This window comes from Pseudomonas sp. N-1-13 (assembly GCF_057787095.1).
Window position 1 is genome coordinate 2,512,334 of record NZ_JBYNRI010000001.1, and the last position, 22,127, is coordinate 2,534,460.

Genomic DNA, 22,127 nt, shown 5'->3' on the forward strand with positions numbered 1-22,127 from the left:
GCAGGATTGCGGCGCTTGGGACGATGGGTGGAGTGTTTGTTTGGTGTTGTATAGGTGGCGTGGGTCTGCTTTTGCCTGGGTGCACGTTGAGCTCCCTGCTAACGGTGGCGTGGTACGTCAATGACGTGAGTGTAGCGCTAAGGAGGCGGGGCGATGTGGGAGGCTGGCGGCGGGCGTAGATTAAGTCAGCCGCCACAGTGGCGGCCGACTTTTGGCTCCCACTCAGGCGCGTAGTTTTCTCGCGGGAGAACCCTGTATGGCCGAGAAATTGCGGTGAGTCGAGAAAGCGAAATCAGCCAAACGGCTGCAGTCTGATACTGTTTTTTATGTTGGATCTGAGGCTTTTTTTAGTGAGTCGGTGCTCTATAGAGTGCCCGTCCGACGCACTAGTGGACAGTGATCGGCCGCCACTATTTCTGGCTCTCTGAAGACCGGACGACCTCGAGAGTCTTCAGGAATCACCATGAATACTCGTCCCAGCTTTCACAGCAAGACCTTCCCCGAGTCGCAACGTGACATTCTCGGTATGATCGCGACCGATCATCATCTGGGCGAAATACTCTGCGCCATCTGCCAGATGCACGACGCACAGGCCCCCGAAACCTTCTGCTCTATCCTGCTCACTGATGCCGAGGGTAAACACCTGCTGAACGGCGCGGCGCCCAGCCTGCCGGCCGAGTACAGCGAGGCGATTCATGGAATGGCCATTGGTCCACAGGAAGGAACCTGCGGCGCCGCAGCGTTCCGGCGCGAGCTGGTGGTCACCGAAGACATCGCCCGGGACCCAAACTGGGAGCGTTTTCGCAGCCTGGCGCTGGGGCATAACCTGCGTTCCTGCTGGTCGGTGCCTTTGCTCTCCCATCAAGGAAGCGTGTTGGGTACATTTGCCCTGTACCAGAACCGGACCCACTTTCCGAATGAGGCGCAGATTCAACGACTGGGCCGCGCGGCCCAACTGGCAGTCATTGCGATCCGCCATGAGCGTGACGGCCAACGTCTGGAGGAAAGCGAACAACGTTTTCGTTCATTGTTCACTTACAACCCCAACCCGGTGTTCGCCCTCGATCTGGCCGGCAACATCCAGAGTGTGAATCCAGCAGGCCTTAAGCTAAAGCCGCACACCGCAACCGATTTTATTGGCCATCACTTTTCCCATCTGGTGCTCGAAGAAGACCTGCAGCGGGTCAGTCAGCATTTTTCCGCAGCCCGCGCCGGAACGCCTCAACGCTTCGAGGCACGGGTTCGCGACGAGGGAGAGAAGCTGTTGACCATGGACATCTCTAACCTGCCGATCATGGTCAATGGAGAGATCGTTGGGGTATTTGGCATTGCCCGGGACATCAGCGAGCAGAAGCATTTCGAGCGCCAATTGAGCTTTAACGCCAGCCATGATCGGCTGACTGGTTTGCTTAACCGTGTTTCGCTTGAAGACCAGCTCATTCTGGACTGTCACATCAGTCGTCGGCGTAAGCGTCGTCTGGCGGTGATGTGCATTGATCTGGACGGATTCAAATCCATCAACGATTCGATCGGGCACTACTTCGGCGATCAGGTGCTGATTGAGGTGGCGCAGCGTATGACCCAGCAGGTTCGTCCTGGTGATACCATCGTGCGCATGGGCGGTGATGAATTTATCGTGCTGCTGCCGGACCTGCTTCGTGATGAGGACGTTGTACCGGTGGCCGAGCGCTTGATGGCCAGCATTGCCAAACCCTACTGCATCCAGGGCATGGACCTGCACGTGAGTGCAAGTGTCGGTATCACCCTGAGCGATGGTCACATCGAGCAGCCGATGCAGCTGATCCAGCAGGCTGACATGGCCATGTACAAAGCCAAGCAGCAAGGCCGCAACAACTTCCAATGGTACACCAGCGATCTTAATCAGCGCGTTTGCGAGCACGCGAGCCTGCGCAATGACCTGCAAAAGGCTATCGAAACTCAGTCGTTCAGGCTGCACTATCAACCGCAGATAGACGCGCGCACGGGGCGGGTGGTCGGGATCGAAGCGTTGCTGCGCTGGGAGCATCTGGAAAAAGGATTCATCTCACCAGCGGTGTTTGTGCCGGTGGCGGAGGATAGTGGTCAGATCATCCCACTGAGCCTTTGGGTTCTCGATACAGCCTGCGCGCAGCTGCGCCAGCTAGGCGAGCAGGGCGTCACAGGAATCTCGATGGCCGTAAATATTTCGCCGATGCATTTCCAGCGTGGCCAGTTCGTCGAGTGTATCCAGACAGTGCTGAGCAAGCACGGACTTAGCGCGGGGCAGTTGGAGCTGGAGATTACCGAGTCGCTCTTGCTGCATAACGTTGAACAGGCGATCGATACGTTGCACCAGGTCAAGGCCTTGGGGGTGCGAATTGCGCTCGATGATTTCGGCACCGGTTTTTCCAGCCTCAGCTACCTCAAGCGTTTGCCCATCGACAAAATCAAGATTGACCGCTCGTTCATCCAGGAAATCGCCACCGACCATCACGATGCAGCGATCACCCAAGGCATTATTTCCATGGCCCATCACCTCAGCCTGACGGTGGTTGCAGAAGGCGTGGAAACTGCGTCTCAGGTGGCTTTTCTGAAGGGCAGCCGCTGCGATATTTTTCAGGGGTATTACTTTGCCAAACCGATGCCCTCTACAGAAATCGAAGCTTTCCTGAGCCAGCTCGCGTCCCATCCCTGACCGCCAATTCTGTCTGGTCCCACACCTGAAAATCAGACGCCAAGGCAAATTTTCAGACACCAGCGCAGAACTCCCTCTCCCCAGGCAAGGCGCTCCCTGCGCCTTTCTCACACACTCGGCTCTAACGCTATCGCGCTGCACAACAACAAGAGCCGCGAAAAAATGACTAGTTTCCAGCCTGCTACCGAAAGCCCGACTGGCCACATCGGCGCCCGTCAGACTCGTGTCGAGGATGCCGCATTGTTGCGCGGCCTCGGCTGCTATGCCGATGACGCTGCGATCCCTCCGGGTACGTTACATGCGGCGATCATCCGTTCCCCCCACGCTCATGCGCGAATCACCTCGGTGGATTTTTCCAGTGCGCTGCTGATGAAAGGCGTGCACGGCGTGCTGGTCGGCGAAGATGTCAAACGCTGGGCGCTGCCGTTCCCGGTGGGTGTGCGGCAGCCGATGGAGCACTGGTGCGTCGCCGTGGACAAGGTGCGTTATGTCGGAGAGCCGGTGGCCGTGGTTATCGCTGAGAGTCGCTATCTGGCCGAGGACGCGATCGAAGGTGTGCGCATTGAATACGAACCGCTGCCCCCGATCATCGATCCCGAACTGGCCACTGCCGAACAGGCGCCGATCCTGCACGAAGCAGTCGGCAGCAACGTGGTCAACGAACGGCGCTTTCGTTATGGCGAGCCGGAGCAGGCCTTCGAGCAGGCACCGCACAAGGTCTCGCTCAAAGTGAAGTTTCCGCGCAGTTCCTGCACCCCCATCGAATGCTATGTGGTGCTGGCTCAGTACGAGCGCGCCACCGGCATTTATGACGTGCTCGCCAATTTCCAGGGCCCCTATGCGTTGCACACGGTCATGGCCCGTGCTCTGAATGTGCCCGGCAACCGGCTGCGTTTGCGCACGCCCAAAGATTCCGGCGGCAGCTTTGGCATCAAGCAAGGGGTTTTCCCTTACGTGGTGATGATGGGCCTGGCGTCACGCAAGGTCGGTGCACCGGTGAAATGGGTCGAGGACCGTCTGGAACATCTTCAGGGGGCTTCTTCGGCGACTAATCGGGTGACCGAAATTGAAGCGGCGGTAGAAGCAGATGGTCGTATAACCGCTTTGCGCTATGACCAGATCGACGATTGTGGTGCCTACCTGAGAGCACCTGAACCGGCGACTTTTTACCGCATGCACGGCAACCTGACGGGAGCCTACGCGATCCGCAATTTGCAAGTGCGCAACCGAGTGGTGCTGACCAACAAAACCCCTTCCGGCCTGAACCGTGGTTTTGGTGGCCCGCAGGTGTATTTCGCCCTTGAGCGGCTGCTGCAACACATCGCCGTGCAGTTGAAGCTTGATCCGTTGGACGTGATCCGCCGTAACCTGGTGCCGGCCGATGCCTTCCCTTATAGCGCAGCCGCCGGTGCATTGCTTGATTCCGGCAATTACCAGGCAGGCATTGCCTTGGCGGTGGCAGATGGGGGGCTCGACGAGTTGCTCAACCGTCGTGATCAAGCCCGTGCCGAAGGCCGAATCTACGGCATCGGCTATACCGCAGTCATCGAGCCGTCGATTTCCAACATGGGTTACATCACCACCGCGATGACGCCCGAAGAGCGGCGCAAAGCGGGACCTAAAAACGGCGCGGTTGCTACTGCGACTATTAATGTCGGCCCACTGGGCGATGTCAGCGTGCACGTGTCTTCGGCACCGCAAGGGCAGGGCCATCAAACTACCGTGGCGCAGGTCGTCGCCGAAGTGCTTGGGGTTGCGCTGGAATCCATCGTGGTCAACGTCGAACTGGATACCCAGAAGGACGCTTGGTCGATTGCCTCGGGCAACTATTCCAGCCGCTTTGCCGGTGCTGTGGCAGGTGCAGTCTACAAGGCGGCGCTGAAAGTCCGCGATCGCCTCGCTGCGATTGCCGCCGAGCATTTTCAGGCCCGTCCTGAAGATATTCGTTTCGCGGGCGGCAAGATTTTCGTGGTCAATGGCGGGGCGGTGGCGCCATTCCATCGGATTGCCGGTGCGACCCACTGGTCGCCGGGCCTGCTGCCGGAAGGTGAAAGCGGCGGTCTGCGCGAAACCGCCTTCTGGAGCCCGCCGCAATTGGTGGCACCGGACGATCAGGACCAGGTCAATAGCTCGCTGTGCTACGGCTTTGTCTTCGACATCTGTGGTTTGGAAATCGACCGCATGACTGGTGAGATCCACATCGATCGCTACGTCACCTGTCATGACGCCGGCCGCCTGCTCAACCCGGCGCTGGTCGATGGCCAGATTCGTGGTGGCTTTACCCAGGGCCTCGGCGCGGCACTGATGGAAGAGTTCGCCTATGGCGAGGACGGCAGCTTCCTCTCTGGCACATTCGCCGATTATCTGGTGCCGACCGCACCGGAAGCGATCGAACCGGTGATCCTTCACATGGAAACGCCATCGCCATTCACCCCACTGGGCGCCAAGGGGGTGGGCGAGGGTAACAATATGAGCACGCCGGTATGCATCGCCAACGCGGTGGCCGACGCCCTTGGTCGCTCGGACATTCGTCTGCCACTGACGCCATCAAAAGTACGCACGCTCATCGGGATTGACGAGCCTCCACGGCCCGCGGGGATGGAGCCCGATGAAAACCTGGACGCGGAACCTGCCGCTGGACCGGCACTGCGGGCCAACGACGCGGTGGTGATTCCTGCTTCGCCGCAACAGGTCTTCGATACCTTGCTCGACCCGCAAACGCTGGCAGCGATCATTCCCGGTTGTCACGACCTCGTGCTTGAAGGTGAAAACCGTTATCGCGCAGACGTCACCGTCGGCGTCGGCATGATCCGCGCGCGCTTCGAGGCCAAGGTTGCCCTGAGTGATCTGGACCCTCCGTATTCATTGCGTCTGTCCGGTTCCGGCAGCAGCTCGATGGGTTCGGCCCAGGGGCAGGCCAAGGTGCGTTTCGTCGAACTGGAAAATGGCCACACGCGTCTGGAATACCAATACCAGGTGGCGGTCAGCGGCAAAGTCGCCGCAGTCGGCGGCCGAATGTTGCAAGGGGCCTCGAAAGTGATCATCGGACAAATATTTACTCGCCTGTCACAACGGGTCAGCGGCCGAGCCATCTCCACCGGCTGGTGGGCGCGGATGCGGGCCTCGCTTGGCGCGCTGTTTGGCAAGGGAGGTGCGCAATGAAACCGGCTGCTTTCGATTACGTTCGGGCTGACACTCGTCGTCAGGTGGTTGAACTGCTCGCCGAGTACGGCCAGGAGGCTCGCATCATCGCCGGTGGCCAATCGCTGATGGCGGTGCTGAACATGCGCCTGGCTCAACCCAAGTTGCTGATCGACATCAATCATGTGGCTGAACTGGCCTATATCGAACTGCGCAAGGATTGCCTGGCCGTAGGCGCCGGGGTACGACAGGCGCAACTGCTGGCGCGTTCGACCCTGATGGACGAGGTGCCTTTACTGGCACTGGCGATGCCCTGGATCGGCCACTTCCAGACGCGTAATCGCGGCACGGTCTGCGGTTCGGTGGCTCACGCCGACCCCAGCGCCGAGTTGCCGCTGTGCCTGGTGACGCTGGGCGGTGAGATCGTTCTGGAGTCGAAAAAAGGCAAGCGCATCGTCAAGGCTGCCGACTTCTTCCAAGGCATTCTCACCACCGACAAGCGTGCAGATGAGCTGGTTGTCGAGGTGCGTTTTCCGCTCAAGAGCGAAGGCATCACTTATCGCTTCCGCGAAATCGCCATGCGCCACGGCGACTTTGCAATTGTCTCCCTGGCCGCGGCCATTGGCGCGGACCAGGTCGAGCTTGGCATCGGCGGGGTCGCCGACCGTCCGCAACGTCGCAGTCTGCCTCGTGGTGCGGCATTGCCGGACGCGCTCAATCAAACCGCCTGGTCGCTTGATGCACAGGACGACGTGCAGGCCAGCGCTGCCTATCGCCGCCAACTGATTCGCGAGCTGGGTCATCAGCTGATTGAAGGAGTCTGAACATGCGTGTAACTGCCGACCAAACCTTTGCGATTCGCCTGGAACTCAATGGCCGCTCCCGTGAAGCCCTGGCTGAACCGCGGACCCAACTCTGCGACTTCCTGCGCCACGACCTCGGTGCCACCGGCGTCCATGTCGGATGTGAACACGGCGTCTGCGGTGCCTGCACGGTGCTGGTGGACGGGGTCGCCATGCGTTCCTGCCTGATGCTAGCGGTACAGGGGCACGAGCTGCGTATCGAGACTGTCGAGTCCCTGGCTGACGACGACACGCTGAGCGACCTGCAACAAGCTTTTCGTCGTCATCACGCCTTGCAGTGCGGCTTTTGCACAGCGGGCATTCTCATGTCCTGCGTGGATTTCCTCGAACGGGTACCCAACCCGGACGAGACCCAGGTACGCGACATGCTTTCGGGGCATCTATGTCGCTGCACCGGCTACACCGGCATCGTCCAGGCCGTGCTCGAAGTCGCTGCCCAGCGCCAAACGAACAAAGGGGTATAACAAAAATGTTCGATCTCGGACGCAGTTTCCTCGCTGCCGTTGAACGCCGACCGCACGCCGTGGCGGTCAGTGACGGTGCGTTGAAGAAAACCTATGAAGACTGGTTCGTTGATATCCAGAGCGCCGCTTGGGGCTTGCAATGCCTCGGGCTGCAACGCGGTGATCGACTGCTGGTAGCGATGCAAAACCGCTGGCAGATGGCAACCCTGCATTGGGCCTGTCAGTTTGCGGGCATCGTCATGACCCCGTTGAACTGGCGTTCGACTGCCGATGAACTGGGCTACTGCATCGAAGATGCGCAAATCCGTGCGGTGGCTTACGACGACGCTACCGTGACTGTCGTGGCCGGTTGCAGCGCCGCCACAAGGCTGCCACGGATCGCCGCCGGACTCCGTGCCGCCAACACCGATCTGAGTTTCGAGGAACTGTGTTCGCAGACCCCCTCCGGCATCATTTTGCAGGCCGACGCCGAAGACATTTCACTGTTGCTGTACACCTCCGGAACCACCAGCAAGCCCAAGGGCGTGCCCCGTCGGCACCGTTGTGAGCGCGCCGCGGCGGTTGCCCACGTAGCGCAAAACCTCTACCGCCAGAACGAGTGCACGCTAGGTGTCATGCCGCTTTACCACACCATGGGCGTTCGATCGCTGCTGTCCATGGCGCTGATCGACGGACATTTCGTCTGTGTGCCGAAGTTTGACGTGGAAGCCACGCTGCAGGCCATCGAGCGGGAAAAGGTCAGCAATCTGTACTTGGTGCCGACGCTCTACCACATGCTCATCGAACACCCGGCCTTTGCCCGCGAGCGAGTAGCCAGTGTGGAGAAGATCGGCTTTGCCGGTGCGCCGATGAGCGACGGTTTGATGCGTCGCGTCGAGCAGGCGTTCCAGCCGCAATTGTTCGTCAATCATTACGGCAGCTCGGAGATCTACACCTTCACCATCGACCAGCAAGCCAGCCGCAAACCCGGTTCGTCAGGGCGCAGTGCAATGAACCAGCGCGTGCGCGTGGTGCCGATCGATGCTGAAACAGCCGACGTGCAGGTCAACCCATTGGAGGAGGGCCAGATCATCGCCGACCTGGCGAGTGACGAGGCGTTCGAAGGCTACCTGAACCGCCCTGAAGCGACCGCCAAGGCGTTGCGTGACGGATGGTATTTCACCGGTGACATCGGCTACTTCGATCTGGAGGGCGATCTGTTCGTCACGGGTCGTGTCGATGACTTGATCATCACCGGCGGCGAAAACGTCAGCCCGGCAGAAATAGAAAACATGCTCTCTCTGCACCCGGCGGTGGAAGAGGTGGTGGTGGTCGGTCTGCCCGACGAGCAATGGGGCAAGATTATTGCCGCGTTTATCAAGCTGCGCGCTGAGGTCTCGGAAGGCGACCTCGATGCCCATTGCATCGCTTCGGGCCTGGCCAAATTCAAGCGGCCACGGCGTTACCAGTTCATCGACCAGATTCCCAAATCTCCAGTGGGCAAGGTGCTGCGGCGCGTGCTGCTGGCCCAATTTCAGGAACAGGCCTTGAAGGCCATCAGCTAATCATCCAGAGGACACTCCCATGCAACAACAAGCGATCCAGCAATTTCTCGACACCCAGTTCGATGGCTTCCAGGTTGACGTTGATGTGTCTCGCGAGCGCGCTGACATCATCCTCAACCGGGCGCCGTTGAACGTCATTTCAATGGGGCAGCGCGATCAACTGCGCCTGGTCTTCGAAGCCCTCGATGCACACAACGATGTGCGCGTCATCGTGCTGCGCTCGGTGGGTGAACATTTCTCCAGCGGCGGCGACATCAAGGGTTTCCTCGAGGCTTCGCCAGAGCACGTTTCAAAGCTGGCCTGGAACGTGGCGGCACCGGCACGTTGCGAAAAACCGGTGATCGTTGCCAACCGTGGTTACACCTTCGGCGTCGGCTTCGAACTGTCCCTGGCCTGCGATTTCCGCATCGCTTCGCAAACCACTCGCTACGCCCTGCCTGAGCAGAACCTGGGCCAGATCCCGGGCTCGGGTGGCTCCGCGCGTCTGCAGAAAATCATCGGCATCACCCGCACCAAGCACATGGTGATGCGCGCCAAACGCATCACGGGCGACCAGGCCTATGCCTGGGGTATCGCGACCGAGGTCGTGCCAGACACCGAATTGGAAAGCACCGTCGATGCGTTGGTCGACGAACTGCGTCGCTTCTCGCCGCTGGCCCAACGCACGGCGAAAAAACTGATCAACGACAACGAAGATGCACCGCTGACCGTCGCGATCGAAATGGAAGGTCACTGCTACAGCCGTCTGCGTAGCTCCAAGGACTTCAAGGAAGGCGTTGAAGCGTTTCACAGCAAGCGTGCGGCCGTGTTTATCGGCGAGTAAATCGTACCGGCGAACAGGCCCGGGGGTATGTTGGTAACGGCGTACACCTTACGGAGCGGGGCCTGCCGCCCCTTCAATGCAACTAAAAGGGCACATCAAGGTAACACCGCTGACCTGCTGATTACCCGCAACCCGCGCACCGGGATGCAGAACGTTTCGATTCACCGTTTGTGTGAGGCAACCATGACTACGACAACAACAATAACTGCATCACCCACCGACGCCGCTATCGATACACCGCAGATTCCACCGGGCAAGGCTTTGCTCGCGGCATTTGCCTCGACATTCGGCTGGGCGCTGGATTTGTTCGACCTGTTCATTCTGCTCTACGTGGCGCCGATCATCGGCCGCCTGTTCTTCCCCTCGGACACCCCGACATTGTCGTTGGCCGCGGTATATGCCTCGTTCGCCGTGGCCTTGCTGGTGCGTCCCCTGGGCTCGGCGATCTTCGGTGCGTATGCCGACAAACACGGGCGCAAGCGTGCGTTGATGGTGTCGATGGTCGGCGTCGGTATTTCCACGGCACTGTTTGGCGTGTTACCGACCATTCACCAGGTCGGGATAATGGCGCCGATACTGTTTTTAGTTTTGCGGGTGATTCAGGGCGTTTTCGTTGGCGGCATCGTCGCCTCCACTCACACCATCGGCACCGAATCCATCTCGCCGCGCTATCGCGGTTTGATGTCCGGGTTGATCGGTGGCGCCGGTGCCGGCATGGGCGCGCTGTTGGCGTCATTCACTTATCTGGTGTTGTCGGAGATATTCCCGGGGGATGAATTTGACGTCTGGGGCTGGCGCTTCATGTTCTTCTGCGGCCTGCTCAGCACGGTTTTTGGCCTGGTGATGTTCCGTTACCTGGAAGAAACCCCGGTGTGGCAGCAACTGCAACAAGCCCGCAAGACCAAGGGGCCGGCAATAGTGGTCGTGTCGCCACTCAAGCGTCTGTTTGGTCGCGAGTACCGCAGCGTTATGCTGGTCAATCTGCTGATTACGTTCGGCGGCGGAGCCACGTATTACCTGGCCTGCGGTTATCTGCCGACATTGCTCAACGTGGTCGCCAAAGTTCCTCATACCCAGACTTCGCAGATGCTCATGTACGGGTCGGTAGCGACGATTGTCGGCGCACTGGCCTTCGGTTACCTGAGTGACCTGATCGGTCGCAAGAAGACCTTCATGCTGCTGGGTGTGATCAACCTGGTGAGCCTGCCGATGATGTTCCTTGGTGTCGCCGAGGCGGGTTCGCTGACCCGCACTGCGCTGTATTGCGTGGGCATTGCCTTTATGGGCGGGGCGATCATCGCGCCGATCCTGATCTTCCTCAACGAACGCTTTGCCACCGAGTTGCGCGCCAGCGGCACTGGGTTGTCTTGGAACATCGGTTTCGCCCTCGGCGGAACCATGCCGACGTTTGTGTCCCTGGTCAGCAGCAGCCCGGCGCAGATCCCCGTGGTACTGGCGATTTTCGCCGCCGGTCTGTCGGTGATCTATCTGATCGGCAGCGTGGTGATTGCGGAAACCCAAGGAAACTTCAAATAAGGGCGGGGAGGCGCTCCAGGAGTTCGCAGATCAGCTGCAAGGTCCGTTCGGTTGCTTCGGTCTGGGGAAAGTGCGGCAGTTATCCAGCAACACATAGCTGCACGGCCCAGGCACCTGTCGCTGGATGACCACCAGTTGCTCGGGCGTGGCGTAGTGGTCTTCGCGACCCTGGATCACCAGCAGCGGCTTTACCACGCTTTGCTTGAGGTATAGAAAACATGCGCCATCTCGATGTTCAGGTGATCGACCAGGCACTGCAATGGGCTCGCGCCGGGCAGGAGCAGTGGCTATGCACGGTGCTCTCCACTTATGGCTCGGCGCCGCGCGCGCCGGGTGCGATGCTGGTGACCAATGGCTCGGGCGAACACGTCGGCTCCCTGTCGGGTGGCTGCGTCGAAGAGGAGTTTCTCGAAAGTCTGGCACGGGGTGAGTTACGCGAGCCGGCGCAGATCGTCAGTTATGGCGACAGCGTCGAGCAACGCCACCGTCTGCGATTGCCCTGTGGTGGCGTGCTGATCGTGCTGGTCGAGCACCGCGCTGCCAGTCACGAATGGCTCATGCATCTGGAGAGTCTGCAAGCGGCGTTACTCGGCCAGCGCCGTCTGTTGCGGCATGTCGAGCTGAGCAGCGGTGCCTTGCGCCTGGACCCAGACACCGGACACGGCAGCGAGCGTGTGCAAGTCGTCGACGAAAAGGTGCGCATCAGCGTTGGCCCGGCGTTACGACTGATTCTGGCGGGGCTTTCGCCGGTCGCTGAAGTCTGCGCCAGTTTCGCCCGCGCCATCGGCTGCGAAGTCATTGCTTGCGACCCCCGGGAAGAGATGCTGCATGTAAATCTCGAAGGCGTGGAGATGCAACGTGTGCTGCCTTCGATGTTCATTGCCGCCGGAGGCTGCCACGCGGCTACCGCGGTGGTGGCGCTGACTCACGATCCGCGAATCGATGATCTGGCGCTGATGGAAGCGGTGCACACCCCGGCATTCTACATCGGCGCCATGGGGTCTCAGGCAACCTCGGCCAAGCGCGCCGAACGGCTCAAGCGCATCGGTGGTCTGACGGATGAACAGATCGCCCGTTTACACATGCCCATCGGCCTTGATCTGGGCAGCAAAGCCCCGGCGGAAATCGCTCTGGCGGTGGTGGCCGACATCCTGCGTGTTTATCACGGCAAAGAACGCCATGCCTTGTAAGGCGGTTTCTCCGACGAACGTGGGGGCTGCGAAAGTCGAGGTAGACGCTCGGACATTCGCGCGCGATAGTGGCCTGCCAAGTGTTGCTGAACCATAGAGCGATCGCCGGGCTTGAGAAATAGATAGGCGCCCCGATGATATGCATTGAGGCCGATAACGATATCGCTTCAAGCGAGCGGAGGAATCTGATGTCGATTGCCCAACGGGTTTTCCACGGCAGGTTTGGCCGGGTCGCCTTGCTGAATATGGATCATTCGCTGGTCACCCATACCCATTCCGAATGCCATGTGCTGGTCAAAGTGTCCGGCGAGGACACTTACTTCAACGTTAACGGTCGGCGGGTTCCGCTCAGTGATCGCACGGCGGTGCTGGTCAACGCCTGGGAACCGCACTTCTATGATCCGCAGCCCGGTGCCGGTGCCACCGTCATCCTGGCGCTCTACATCGAGCCCGCCTGGCTGGCCACTGCCCAGCAGTCGCTGGCGCTCAGCGGTCGGCCGGACTTTTTTGCCCAGTCGTGCATCGAGTTGTCGAGTCGAAATCGCACCCTGGCCGATATCCTGGTCGCCGAAGCGCATGGTTGTGGGATCGTGCCGAAAGAGCGCTTGGAGTTCATGCTGTTCGACTTCCTGATCGAACTGATCGAGGACTTTTCCAGCTGGCGGCATTTGTCGCTACTGGGGGCGCCCAACTCAGGTGAGTTCCGGGATGCGCGCGTGCGCCGCGGCACCGCCTGGTTGCTTGAGCACCTCGATGATCCGAACCCGATCGACAACGCCGCGCGGGCTTGTGGTCTATCGCGGGCGCACTTCTTTGCGCTGTTCAAAAAAGATACCGGCATGACGCCGACCCTGCTGCTTAACGACGCGCGCATGCGCCGGGCTTTTGCCTGGCTTGAGCGTGAGCGCAGTGGAACGTTGGGCCTGTTGTCGGAGAAACTCGGGTTCTCCGAGCAAGGTCATTTCACACGGTTTTTCCGTCAGCATATCGGAGCTTCCCCCAGCCAATATCGGCGTGTCGTGGATTGTTATGCGACGGTTTGAACGAGAGGAGGGCGGGGGTATTGGGCATATTCCCGCCGATGAAGTGAGTCTTTCATTTTAAGCTGCGGTTTTATAGGCTGTGAAATGTGTAGGATTTATTAATTTCCCAGAAAGTCATAAACCTCTTTCATGCGTTCTTCGCGCATTAACTCAAGTTCCTCCTTGTTTTCGGCTACCCACTGCAGGATGAAGTCCCAGTAATCACAGTCGTGAGCATCCGCCTCTGCTTCAAATGCTTCTTGCAGAAATTGAAGGCGATACTCTTCTGGCGAGAGCCCGCAGTTCTCAGCGAGGCTGTAGTTTAGCTCGCGAAGTTCAAGTTGGATCCGTAAGTTTGCGTCCAGGAATTTCTTCAGGGCGAGTTCGGCTCTAAGTTCTTTTGTGATCATGAATGCTCTCTTGCGGCGTGCAATAAGTAGTAGGTTGTTCGAGGCCAGCCCGGCGTTCAATCGGACTATGTCAATTTCCTGCCATCAACCATCCCCGAATGCCATGACTTTCATTCAGCTCTTTCACGACTCGAGCCGCGTCCTGCTTTTGTTTATACGGTCCGATGACGACAAAGTTGTTTTCTTTACGCGCTACCGGCAACTCCAACTGCTTAATGGCTTTTGTGGCGCGATGACGGCTTGGTGTGTTCAACGCAACTTCGATCACCCATAGGCCGGATGAAGGCGTGGCTGAAGCAGGTTTTGCAGCGTGTGAAATGAAACCGCTGCACGTCAAACACGGGCGTTCCAGCGTGATTATCGAGCCTGGCACGGTGCGAAAGACGTGCCATTGCGCAGCAATGGTTTTTTTGCGAGCGAAGAGTGCCAAGAGCAGGCCGGCGCAAGCAAGCAGACCGCTTAGAATAGATGTCCATTTGTTTGCCTGTGTGGGCAATGAAGGCAGTGTAAGCACTGCTGTTTCGTCGGGTTTTTCGAGCAAAAACTGTACGGCGTCAGCCTCCGTCGAGCCGGATATGCGGGATTCGTTTTTGGCAAGGTGCGCGAGCCCGTCGGAATGTTTTGTACTGAGTTCAGCCGAAATTTTATTAACGGTGTCATCGAGCAGTTGTTCGAGCGTTGTCACTTTTTTCTGGATGTATGAATTTTCGACGTTATTTTGACAGGACGGTCCTATGGACGTGTAGGTCAATAGTAGTACTGATAGTTGCCCAAAAACGCCAGTCATCAGGAAACTCAAGCCAAGCCTTTGCACGGCACTATCTCCACGTCAAGTGAGTCGTTATTTTTTTTGCAGTTATTTCGGATAAGCAGGATTCTATTGTTGATCCTGGAGTGTTCTAAATTTTTGAGTGCGTCAGTGTGCCAAAACGCCAGCGCTAGTTGGCTACTTTATTGTTGTTTTAAAGAATATCGGCTTGCACTTTACAGCGTGTTGGTTGACGAAAAAGGCTCAGGTGATAGAAAACAAACCGTATCAGATGGCTTGCAGAGTGATCCATAAACCACTTGTATTTAAGGTGGGTGTCGTGGCCAAAGTTCGTTGTCCAAAATTCAAGGCCAGGCCTACGCGATCAGTTAAATGAAAGGATTGTTCGTCAGCCCTTTACGGTAAGGAGGGGGAAACGCTACTGATTTTTTTGTGCCCCCTTCAAACGATGCCGGTGTCCTGCACTACACTTCAGATGGCATTCCTACCCTGGAGCTTTCTTGGTGAACGCTCCAGATACTGTGCTTGGTCCTGAAGAATTTGCGGGCCTGAGCGCTCAGCTTGATAGCTCTGCTCAACACGCCTGGCCGTGGAAGCATTACCGGTCCTGATGTGGGATGAGGGTCAATGCTATGGCCGTTGAAGGCAATGCAGGACAATTAGTGGGTGTCGTCATTTTGCTTGCCGCAGCCGTGCTGGTAGTGCCGCTGTTCAAACGCATCGGGCTCGGCTCAGTGGTCGGTTACCTGGCGGCTGGCCTGATCATTGGCCCCTTCGGTCTGCAACTGTTCAATGACCCTCATACCATCTTCGATGTGGCCGAGTTGGGTGTGGTCATGTTTCTTTTTGTGATTGGACTGGAGATGAAGCCCTCGCACCTGTGGGATCTGCGCAGGCAGATCTTTGGGCTGGGCAGCCTGCAGGTGGTGGTTTGTGCTTGTCTGCTCACTTTTGTCGGCATGGCTTTTGGATTCCCTTGGCAGGTGTCATTTGTCTGCGCAGCGGGTTTTGTACTCACCTCCACGGCCCTGGTTATGCAAGTTCTCTCGGAACGCGGCGACATAACCGAGCCGAGAGGGCAGTACGTCGTGTCCATTTTGCTGTTTGAGGACCTGTTGATAGCCCCTTTGCTGGCGGTGGTGGCATTTCTGGCGCCCACTGAGTTGGCGAATGGACCCACGTCTCCCCTTTGGCAACGCATAGGTATCGCAGCACTGTCCCTGGGCGCATTGGTGGCCATCGGATTGTGGCTGCTCAATCCCCTGTTTCGGGTATTGGCCCAAGTCAAAGCGCGTGAGGTAATGACTGCCGCTGCGTTGCTGGTTGTGTTGGGCGCAGCGTTGCTGATGGAGCTCGGCGGCCTTTCAATGGCGATGGGTGCTTTCGCGGCTGGTGTGCTGCTGTCCGAATCCACCTTCCGCCACCAGTTAGAGGCCGACATTGAGCCGTTTCGCGGCCTGCTACTGGGGCTGTTTTTCCTCGGAGTCGGCATGTCGTTGGATCTGCAATTGGTGGCCGAGGCCTGGAAACTCATCATCTCCGGTGTACTGGCACTGATGCTGGTCAAGGCGCTGTGTATTTATGGGGTCGCGCGCCTCGCGAAAAGCGCTCATGACGACGCACTGGATCGCGCCTTGCTTATGGCGCAGGGTGGCGAATTTGCTTTTGTGCTGTTTGCCGAAGCGCTCAAACTCAGGGCCATCAGTCCTGAAGTCAACGCCAATATGACGGCTATTGTGGTGCTCTCCATGGTCATTACGCCGGTGACTTTATTGCTGTACAAACGGTTTGCTCGCGCGCGGACCGTTTCCATGGACGGTGTGGAAGCCGCACAGAATCTGAAATGCAATGTACTGATCATCGGTTTTGGCCGTGTCGGGCAGATTGCCTGCCAGGCGCCGCTCGCTCAGGGAGCGAAAATTTCTATCATCGATATAAATCCCGAGGTCATCCGCGCCGTGTCACCCTATGGTTTCAAGGTCTATTATGGCGATGGCGCCCGCCATGAGATATTGGATGCTGCTGGCGCCCATCACGCCCGCGCCATCATTATTTGTGTGGATGATAAAAAAGCCGCGACACGCATTGTCGAAAGTACGCGGCGCTACTGCCCGCAGGTGAAATTGGTGGTGCGCGCTTTTGACCGCGAACACGCGCTGGAATTGGTCAAACACGACGCCGACTACATCGTGCGGGAAACCTTTGAGGCCGCTCTGCTGCTCGGCCGTCAGGCCGTGCTGACTCTGGGGGCGTCTGAGCATGAAGCCGACGCGGTAATCGACGAAGTGCGCAAACGCGATGCTGAACGTTTTGCCTTGGAAACCTCGGGCGGCCTGTTTGCCGGACGAGCGTTGGTACTGGGGAATATTGAACACATTGATCCGCCGAGCCATGAAGCGCGGGATGCTTAGCGGACATCAATCTCAGTCATTGCGCTCCAGAGCCGCAAACTGACCACTCAACCATGTATAAAGCTGAGAAACCGCAGGGCTGATCTGCTTGCGATGTGGGCACACCAGGCTTAACGGTGAAACTTCTCCAGGATGATCTGGCAACAGCACAAGCAGTCGCCCTGCGGCGATATCTGCACTGACATCCAGCCAGGATTTGTAGGCGATACCTTCACCCTCCAACGACCAGCGTCGTACGACATCGGCGTCATCGCTGAACAATGGACCTGAAACCTGCACGGTTTGCCCGCCCAGGTTCCACTTGTCGTAGACCCGGCCATTTTGCAGATAGAGCAGGCAGGAATGCTTGCTCAAGTCAGCTGGCGTTTGGGGAGAACCACAGCGTTGCACATACTCCGGCGAGGCAACCAGCACCCGATGGTTCCACGGTGCAAGCGGCAGTGCCACGTAGTTGGCGTCTTCATTCGGGCCGTATCGAATCGCCACGTCCACCGGGTCGCGAAACAGATTGGCCATCTGGTCCGACAGGAAAAAACGCAACGTCAATTCTGGATGCTGACGGCGGAACAGCGTCAACCACGGTAGCAGTATATTGCGCCCCAGATCGGACGGCGCTGTCACTTGCAGTACGCCCCGCAACGTGGCGTTCTCACCACGCAGGCTTTCCTTGCCTTGCTTCAGGGTCTCAAGCACTGAGTGAGCGGTGGGCAGATACTGCTCGCCCTCGGCAGTCAATCGCAGGCTGCGAGTGGTGCGGGCGAACAGGCGCACGTCCAGCTCGCGCTCCAGACGTTTGATTGCGGCGGCGACCTGACCAGGCAGTAGATCAGCCTCCAGCGCCGCTGCAGTGAAACTGCCCAGCGCGGCGCTGCGGAGGAATAAACCAAGATCATCGATGCGGATCATTTTCACTCCTGCAGTGAAAGTGTTGGCGCATTCTGCTTGTTTTTCTTTGTACATGGGAAGTCGAAGATGGCTGCAAGTGAGCGCATCATTCCTTCAGACAGCGAGTTTCCATGAAAGCCATCACCTTTACCCAACACGCCTTGCCCATCGACAATCCACAAGCATTGATTGACATCAGCCTCCCGGAGCCCACAGCTGGCCCACGGGATCTATTGGTTGAAGTTCGCGCGGTATCAGTGAATCCGGTCGATACCAAAGTGCGTGCCGGTACTTTCACTAAAGAACCGAAAATCCTCGGTTGGGATGCCGCAGGCATTGTCCGGGAGGTCGGCTCTGAAGTGACGCTGTTTCAGCCGGGCGATGAAGTGTTCTATGCCGGCTCGATTGCCCGCACCGGCAGCTACAGCGAATTCCATTTGGTCGATGAGCGTATCGTCGGGCACAAGCCTCGTTCACTGAGTCCTGCCGATGCGGCAGCGTTGCCGTTGACCTCGATCACTGCCTGGGAATTGTTGTTCGACCGGCTCGGTGTCGTCGAAGGAGCGGGGGAGGGCAAGTACCTGTTGATCACTGGAGCGGCTGGCGGCGTTGGTTCGATGCTGGTGCAACTGGCCCGACAGTTGACCCGCCTTACCGTCATCGGTACCGCCTCACGGCAGCAAACCGCTGATTGGGTGCGGCAGTTGGGAGCACATCACGTGATCGATCACAGCCAGCCACTGCTCGCACAGTTGCAAGCGCTCGGCGTGCCGGAGATCGATTATGTCGCCAGCCTGACCCACACCGAACAGCACTTTGCACAACTGATCGACGTGCTCAAGCCGCAGGGGCGTCTGGGTGTGATTGACGATCCCGAAAGCCTCGATGTGATGCCGCTCAAGCGCAAGTCGCTGTCGTTGCATTGGGAACTGATGTTCACCCGCTCGCTGTACGAAACCCCGGACATGATCAACCAGCATCATCTGCTCGATCGGGTCAGCGCTCTGATTGACCAAGGTGTTCTGCAAACCACCGTGGGGGAGCACTTCGGTGCGATCAATGCGGCAAACATGCGTCGTGCCCATGCACTGGTCGAGAGCGGCAAAGCCCGGGGCAAGATCGTTCTCGAGGGGTTCTGATTTCGCTCTTCAGGTGAGCGCGGTTGCGGGGCCCGCTGTACCGCCTGCGGCATCATTAGCCAAGTTTAATGTTGGAGAGTTGACGATGAATACGTCCAGTAACGTGTTGGTATCTATTGCCGTGCTCAAGGCCAAGGCAGGCAAAGAGTTGGCATTGAAACAAGAACTGCTGGCGCTGGTCGAGCCGACCCGCGCAGAGCCGGGAAATATCGATTATGTGTTGTTCAAGCTGCGTGACGAGCAGGGAACGTTTTACATGCGCGAGGCTTTCAGGGATCAGGCGGCGCTGGATGCGCATTTTTCGATGCCTTACTTTCAGCGATTTGCCGCCACGGCAGATGACCTGCTGGAAGAGCCATTGCAACTGATATTCCTTGAGCAGGTATCGGCCTGATCATTCAACCTGTTGAACCGCACCACCTTGGCCTAGCGTGGAAGCGGCCGGCGTATCAATTCGCTTCGGGACGCGGCTGTACTCCGAATTGCGGAACGATGTGAGTACCCAGTTCCTCAATGACTTCCTCAGCAGGGCGCTTTCCATATTTGAGATTCAGGATAACGTGGTCCACTCCGATTTCCTCAAGCGACTCCAGCAAATACCGGAGATGGTCGCGTCCAAGTCTGAACCCCAAATGAATGCGAGAGGGCTGCGTGGACGGGGTCTCATCGAGGTCGATGTAAAGCGACTGAGTGAAGGGCTTATAGACGGGACCACATTGCTTCATGACCTCCAGCCGCCAATCTTCCACGATCAGTCGCTGCATGTTCGGTATGCGTGGATAGTTGATCCATCCGGTACTTTCGCGCGCGATCCAATCCAGTGACTGGCGGCTATTGCCGGTCACGAGCATTGGAATGACTTGGGTGGTGGGTTTCGGAATGAGGTCTGCGCCCCGCATCTCGCCACCGCTCCAGCGGATGGGTTCAAAGCTGGTGCTGTGGGCTTGGCGAATCACCTCGTAGTGCTCTCGAAAGATTTCTGCGCGCCTTTCGGGATCGACGCCAAAAGCCGAAAACTCCACCGGGCGATCGCCGGAAGCTACCCCCAGGATCAAGCGACCGGTGCTCAACTGATCGACGCTGGCCGACGCCTTGGCCGTGTGCAGAGGATGATGTAAAGGGATGGCAATGGATGCGGTGCCAAGCGCTATCTCCGACGTATGAGCGGCCATATAGCCCAGGTAAACCCAGGGGTCGAAGACTTGGCCGACATCGCCGAAACCAGGGTCCCGAAGGGGCACGTCGCGAAACCAGAGCGCGCAGAAGCCCAGCGCCTCTGCTCGTTTGGCCAATGCGACCTGGTTGAGCATGCTCGGAGTGTCCCCATCGAAGGCCTCCAAAGGAAAGAACAATCCCAAGCTCAAATGGCCCGGAGTGAAGGTTCGGCTGAACCCTCTATGCTGCTGATAAGGAATCGTGCTCGGCCGATACATACTCATCTTCCTCAATGGGAGAACGTGAACAGCGCCCCCATTTCCAGAGGTGCTGCGGCATCGGCCGCTTGGGAGCGACAGGTGGGGTAGTGCGTGTAGCCTTCTCGTTGCGCCGTATATGCTGGTCGGGTCGACCGACTTGAGAGGCCAGTTGTTGGCGATACGCGTGGGCAGGTCCGGACTTGGCGATGAGCGGACGGTCGAAGGAAATCAGATCGCTCCAGTCCGGTCCATTATCTAAACAAGGGCATGGGGATCATTCAACAAGCGTAGGCGGTTTTGCAGTGAACCACCATATTTGTTGTCACGACGATTGGCATGGGCGCAGATGAACGGGGTCAAGAGAAAGCCGTTCGTGCAGTGCAGTTCGACACCGCCTCGATCCCGGCATTTGCAATCCAGTTCATGCTTTTGGCTTGAACGCCCCAAGGTGGCTCATTCTTCAAATTTTGGTCGAGCTATTTGGTTTGGCCGGGAAAGTGATATCGCAGGGGTGGGGTTGCGAACATAACTGAAAGATGCGGAAACGACCTGGAGATGGCCCAACAGAAACTGCGAACCCAAGAAACGACAAAGCCCTGAATAATCAGGGCTTTGTCGTATAAAGATGGCGGAGGCGATGGGATTCGAACTCATGGACCTGTTACAGTCGACGGTTTTCAAGACCGTTGCCTTAAACCACTCGGCCACACCTCCGTATTGCGTTGCGGGCGCCATAATACCCGAATGAAACACACTGTCAAACTCTCTACGTAGCTTGTTACAGAGCGTCTGTTATCATCCTTGCCACTGAATGTTTCAAAACCGGAGGAGTGTCGCCATGCGCGAACAGGATTACGCAGTGAACAACAGCGTGCAGGCTGAGCAGCTAGAGGTTAGCCGCGTCCTGCGCAACACTTATGGCCTGCTGGCACTCACGCTCGCTTTCAGCGGTGTGATGGCCTTCGTTGCACAACAGATGCGCGTCGGCTACCCGAACATCTTCGTGGTGCTGATCGGTTTCTACGGCCTTTTCTTCCTCACCAACAAGCTCCGCGATTCGGCCTGGGGCCTGGTTTCGGCCTTCGCCCTGACCGGCTTCATGGGCTTTCTGCTCGGCCCGATCCTCAACCGCTACCTGGGAATGCAGGGTGGCGCCGAAGTGGTCAGCTCGGCATTCGCCATGACCGCGCTGGTGTTCGGTGGTCTGTCGGCCTACGTGCTGATCTCCCGCAAGGACATGAGCTTCCTGAGCGGTTTCATCACCGCAGGCTTCTTCGTGTTGCTCGGTGCGGTAGTTGCCAGCTTCTTCTTCCAGATCAGCGGCCTGCAACTGGCAATCAGCGCCGGCTTCGTGCTGTTCTCGTCGGTCTGCATCCTGTATCAGACCAGCGCCATCATCCACGGCGGCGAGCGCAACTACATCATGGCGACCATCAGCCTGTATGTATCGATCTACAACCTGTTCGTCAGCCTGTTGCAGCTGTTCGGCCTGATGGGTCGCGACGACTGATTGCATGCGTGATATGAAAAGCCCGCTTCGGCGGGCTTTTTTTCGTCCCCGATTTTTCGTTATGGCCAATTGCCCGCAAAAAAGCCGAATCGTGATGGCGCCTTTGAATAATTGATCTACAACTATGACAAGGGATTGCATTGCCAGGGGCGGCATGAGGTAAACCGGTCAACCACCGCGCGAAATCTTCGCCACGTTCCCCCCCCAATATCGTTCGCATTCGGCTATCCGAGCCAGGTCTGATTGCGCCCGTTTTTCAGGCGCCAAGGAGGTGTACGCACGTCACTGAGCGTTAACCGTGAGCCGGCGGGGGCAACGCGCCCTGGCCCAA

The 22,127-nt window shown here is 58.1% G+C and carries 17 protein-coding genes, 1 tRNA gene and 2 pseudogenes; 13 read left to right on the forward strand and 7 right to left on the reverse strand.

Going from position 1 to position 22,127, the window contains the following annotated elements:
- Positions 1 to 463 precede the first annotated feature (463 nt).
- From AC3I65_RS11425 to AC3I65_RS11455, 7 genes are all read left to right on the forward strand, one after another.
- On the forward strand, positions 464 to 2,674 hold the full coding sequence (locus AC3I65_RS11425) for a putative bifunctional diguanylate cyclase/phosphodiesterase (protein WP_076385048.1): 2,211 nt from the start codon (positions 464 to 466) through the stop codon (positions 2,672 to 2,674).
- A gap of 162 nt (positions 2,675 to 2,836) precedes the next feature.
- Entirely contained in the window at positions 2,837 to 5,836 is a 3,000-nt protein-coding gene (locus AC3I65_RS11430) for a xanthine dehydrogenase family protein molybdopterin-binding subunit (protein WP_173407012.1), read from the forward strand.
- Positions 5,833 to 6,639 (forward strand): FAD binding domain-containing protein, encoded by an 807-nt coding sequence (locus tag AC3I65_RS11435; RefSeq protein WP_076385044.1) that lies wholly within the window; start codon positions 5,833 to 5,835, stop codon positions 6,637 to 6,639. Before AC3I65_RS11430 ends, AC3I65_RS11435 begins: the two co-directional genes overlap by 4 nt.
- A gap of 2 nt (positions 6,640 to 6,641) precedes the next feature.
- Positions 6,642 to 7,142, forward strand: a complete 501-nt coding sequence (locus AC3I65_RS11440; protein ID WP_488523734.1) for a (2Fe-2S)-binding protein — start codon at positions 6,642 to 6,644, stop codon at positions 7,140 to 7,142.
- Positions 7,143 to 7,147: 5 nt separating this feature from the next.
- Positions 7,148 to 8,686: an AMP-binding protein gene (locus AC3I65_RS11445; protein ID WP_076385040.1), complete on the forward strand. Its 1,539-nt coding sequence runs from the start codon at positions 7,148 to 7,150 to the stop codon at positions 8,684 to 8,686.
- Positions 8,687 to 8,705: 19 nt separating this feature from the next.
- Positions 8,706 to 9,509 carry an enoyl-CoA hydratase/isomerase family protein gene (locus AC3I65_RS11450; protein ID WP_076385038.1) on the forward strand — a complete coding sequence of 268 codons (804 nt, stop codon included), beginning with the start codon at positions 8,706 to 8,708 and terminating at the stop codon, positions 9,507 to 9,509.
- A gap of 183 nt (positions 9,510 to 9,692) precedes the next feature.
- A complete protein-coding gene (locus AC3I65_RS11455; protein WP_288910674.1) occupies positions 9,693 to 11,045 on the forward strand; it encodes an MFS transporter in 1,353 nt (450 codons plus the stop codon).
- On the opposite strand, the pseudogene AC3I65_RS11460 reads toward AC3I65_RS11455, so the two are convergent.
- A pseudogene (locus tag AC3I65_RS11460) lies at positions 11,038 to 11,240 on the reverse strand (alpha/beta fold hydrolase); the annotation flags it as partial. The gene AC3I65_RS11455 and the pseudogene AC3I65_RS11460 overlap by 8 nt on opposite strands.
- Positions 11,241 to 11,263: 23 nt before the next feature.
- On the opposite strand from AC3I65_RS11460, the gene AC3I65_RS11465 reads away from it, so the two are divergent.
- Both AC3I65_RS11465 and AC3I65_RS11470 read left to right on the forward strand, forming a co-directional pair.
- A complete protein-coding gene (locus tag AC3I65_RS11465; RefSeq protein WP_288910678.1) occupies positions 11,264 to 12,235 on the forward strand; it encodes an XdhC family protein in 972 nt (323 codons plus the stop codon).
- Positions 12,236 to 12,423: 188 nt separating this feature from the next.
- The gene (locus tag AC3I65_RS11470; RefSeq protein WP_076385032.1) at positions 12,424 to 13,278 is read left to right on the forward strand and encodes a helix-turn-helix transcriptional regulator; all 855 of its coding nucleotides are present in this window, start codon (positions 12,424 to 12,426) and stop codon (positions 13,276 to 13,278) included.
- A 98-nt stretch (positions 13,279 to 13,376) separates the two neighbouring features.
- Here the strand turns inward: AC3I65_RS11470 and AC3I65_RS11475 are convergent, their stop codons facing one another.
- Together AC3I65_RS11475 and AC3I65_RS11480 are read right to left on the reverse strand one after the other, a co-directional pair.
- Positions 13,377 to 13,667 carry a DUF6388 family protein gene (locus AC3I65_RS11475; protein WP_076385030.1) on the reverse strand — a complete coding sequence of 97 codons (291 nt, stop codon included), beginning with the start codon at positions 13,665 to 13,667 and terminating at the stop codon, positions 13,377 to 13,379.
- Positions 13,668 to 13,737: 70 nt separating this feature from the next.
- A complete protein-coding gene (locus AC3I65_RS11480; protein WP_231990585.1) occupies positions 13,738 to 14,454 on the reverse strand; it encodes an SPOR domain-containing protein in 717 nt (238 codons plus the stop codon).
- Between the two features lie 614 nt (positions 14,455 to 15,068).
- On the opposite strand from AC3I65_RS11480, the gene AC3I65_RS11485 reads away from it, so the two are divergent.
- Positions 15,069 to 16,847: a monovalent cation:proton antiporter-2 (CPA2) family protein gene (locus tag AC3I65_RS11485; RefSeq protein WP_488523735.1), complete on the forward strand. Its 1,779-nt coding sequence runs from the start codon at positions 15,069 to 15,071 to the stop codon at positions 16,845 to 16,847.
- Positions 16,848 to 16,859: 12 nt separating this feature from the next.
- Here AC3I65_RS11485 and AC3I65_RS11490 read toward each other — a convergent pair whose 3' ends face one another.
- Entirely contained in the window at positions 16,860 to 17,753 is an 894-nt protein-coding gene (locus tag AC3I65_RS11490) for a LysR family transcriptional regulator (protein ID WP_488523736.1), read from the reverse strand.
- A 110-nt stretch (positions 17,754 to 17,863) separates the two neighbouring features.
- Here AC3I65_RS11490 and AC3I65_RS11495 point away from each other — a divergent pair, with 110 nt between their 5' ends.
- Positions 17,864 to 18,871 carry a zinc-binding alcohol dehydrogenase family protein gene (locus tag AC3I65_RS11495; RefSeq protein WP_076385026.1) on the forward strand — a complete coding sequence of 336 codons (1,008 nt, stop codon included), beginning with the start codon at positions 17,864 to 17,866 and terminating at the stop codon, positions 18,869 to 18,871.
- 85 nt (positions 18,872 to 18,956) lie between these two features.
- Positions 18,957 to 19,265, forward strand: coding sequence for a putative quinol monooxygenase (locus AC3I65_RS11500; protein ID WP_076385024.1), 309 nt, complete (start codon positions 18,957 to 18,959; stop codon positions 19,263 to 19,265).
- A 55-nt stretch (positions 19,266 to 19,320) separates the two neighbouring features.
- On the opposite strand, the gene AC3I65_RS11505 is transcribed toward AC3I65_RS11500, so the two are convergent.
- The 3 genes and pseudogenes from AC3I65_RS11505 to AC3I65_RS11515 form a co-directional block, all read right to left on the reverse strand.
- Positions 19,321 to 20,304: an LLM class oxidoreductase gene (locus AC3I65_RS11505; protein WP_173407007.1), complete on the reverse strand. Its 984-nt coding sequence runs from the start codon at positions 20,302 to 20,304 to the stop codon at positions 19,321 to 19,323.
- A gap of 11 nt (positions 20,305 to 20,315) precedes the next feature.
- A pseudogene (locus AC3I65_RS11510) lies at positions 20,316 to 20,679 on the reverse strand (oxidoreductase); the annotation flags it as partial.
- Between the two features lie 233 nt (positions 20,680 to 20,912).
- A tRNA-Ser gene (locus AC3I65_RS11515) sits at positions 20,913 to 21,000 on the reverse strand.
- Positions 21,001 to 21,124: 124 nt separating this feature from the next.
- Here AC3I65_RS11515 and AC3I65_RS11520 point away from each other — a divergent pair.
- Entirely contained in the window at positions 21,125 to 21,796 is a 672-nt protein-coding gene (locus tag AC3I65_RS11520) for a Bax inhibitor-1/YccA family protein (protein WP_039588756.1), read from the forward strand.
- The last annotated feature ends 331 nt before the right edge of the window (positions 21,797 to 22,127 follow it).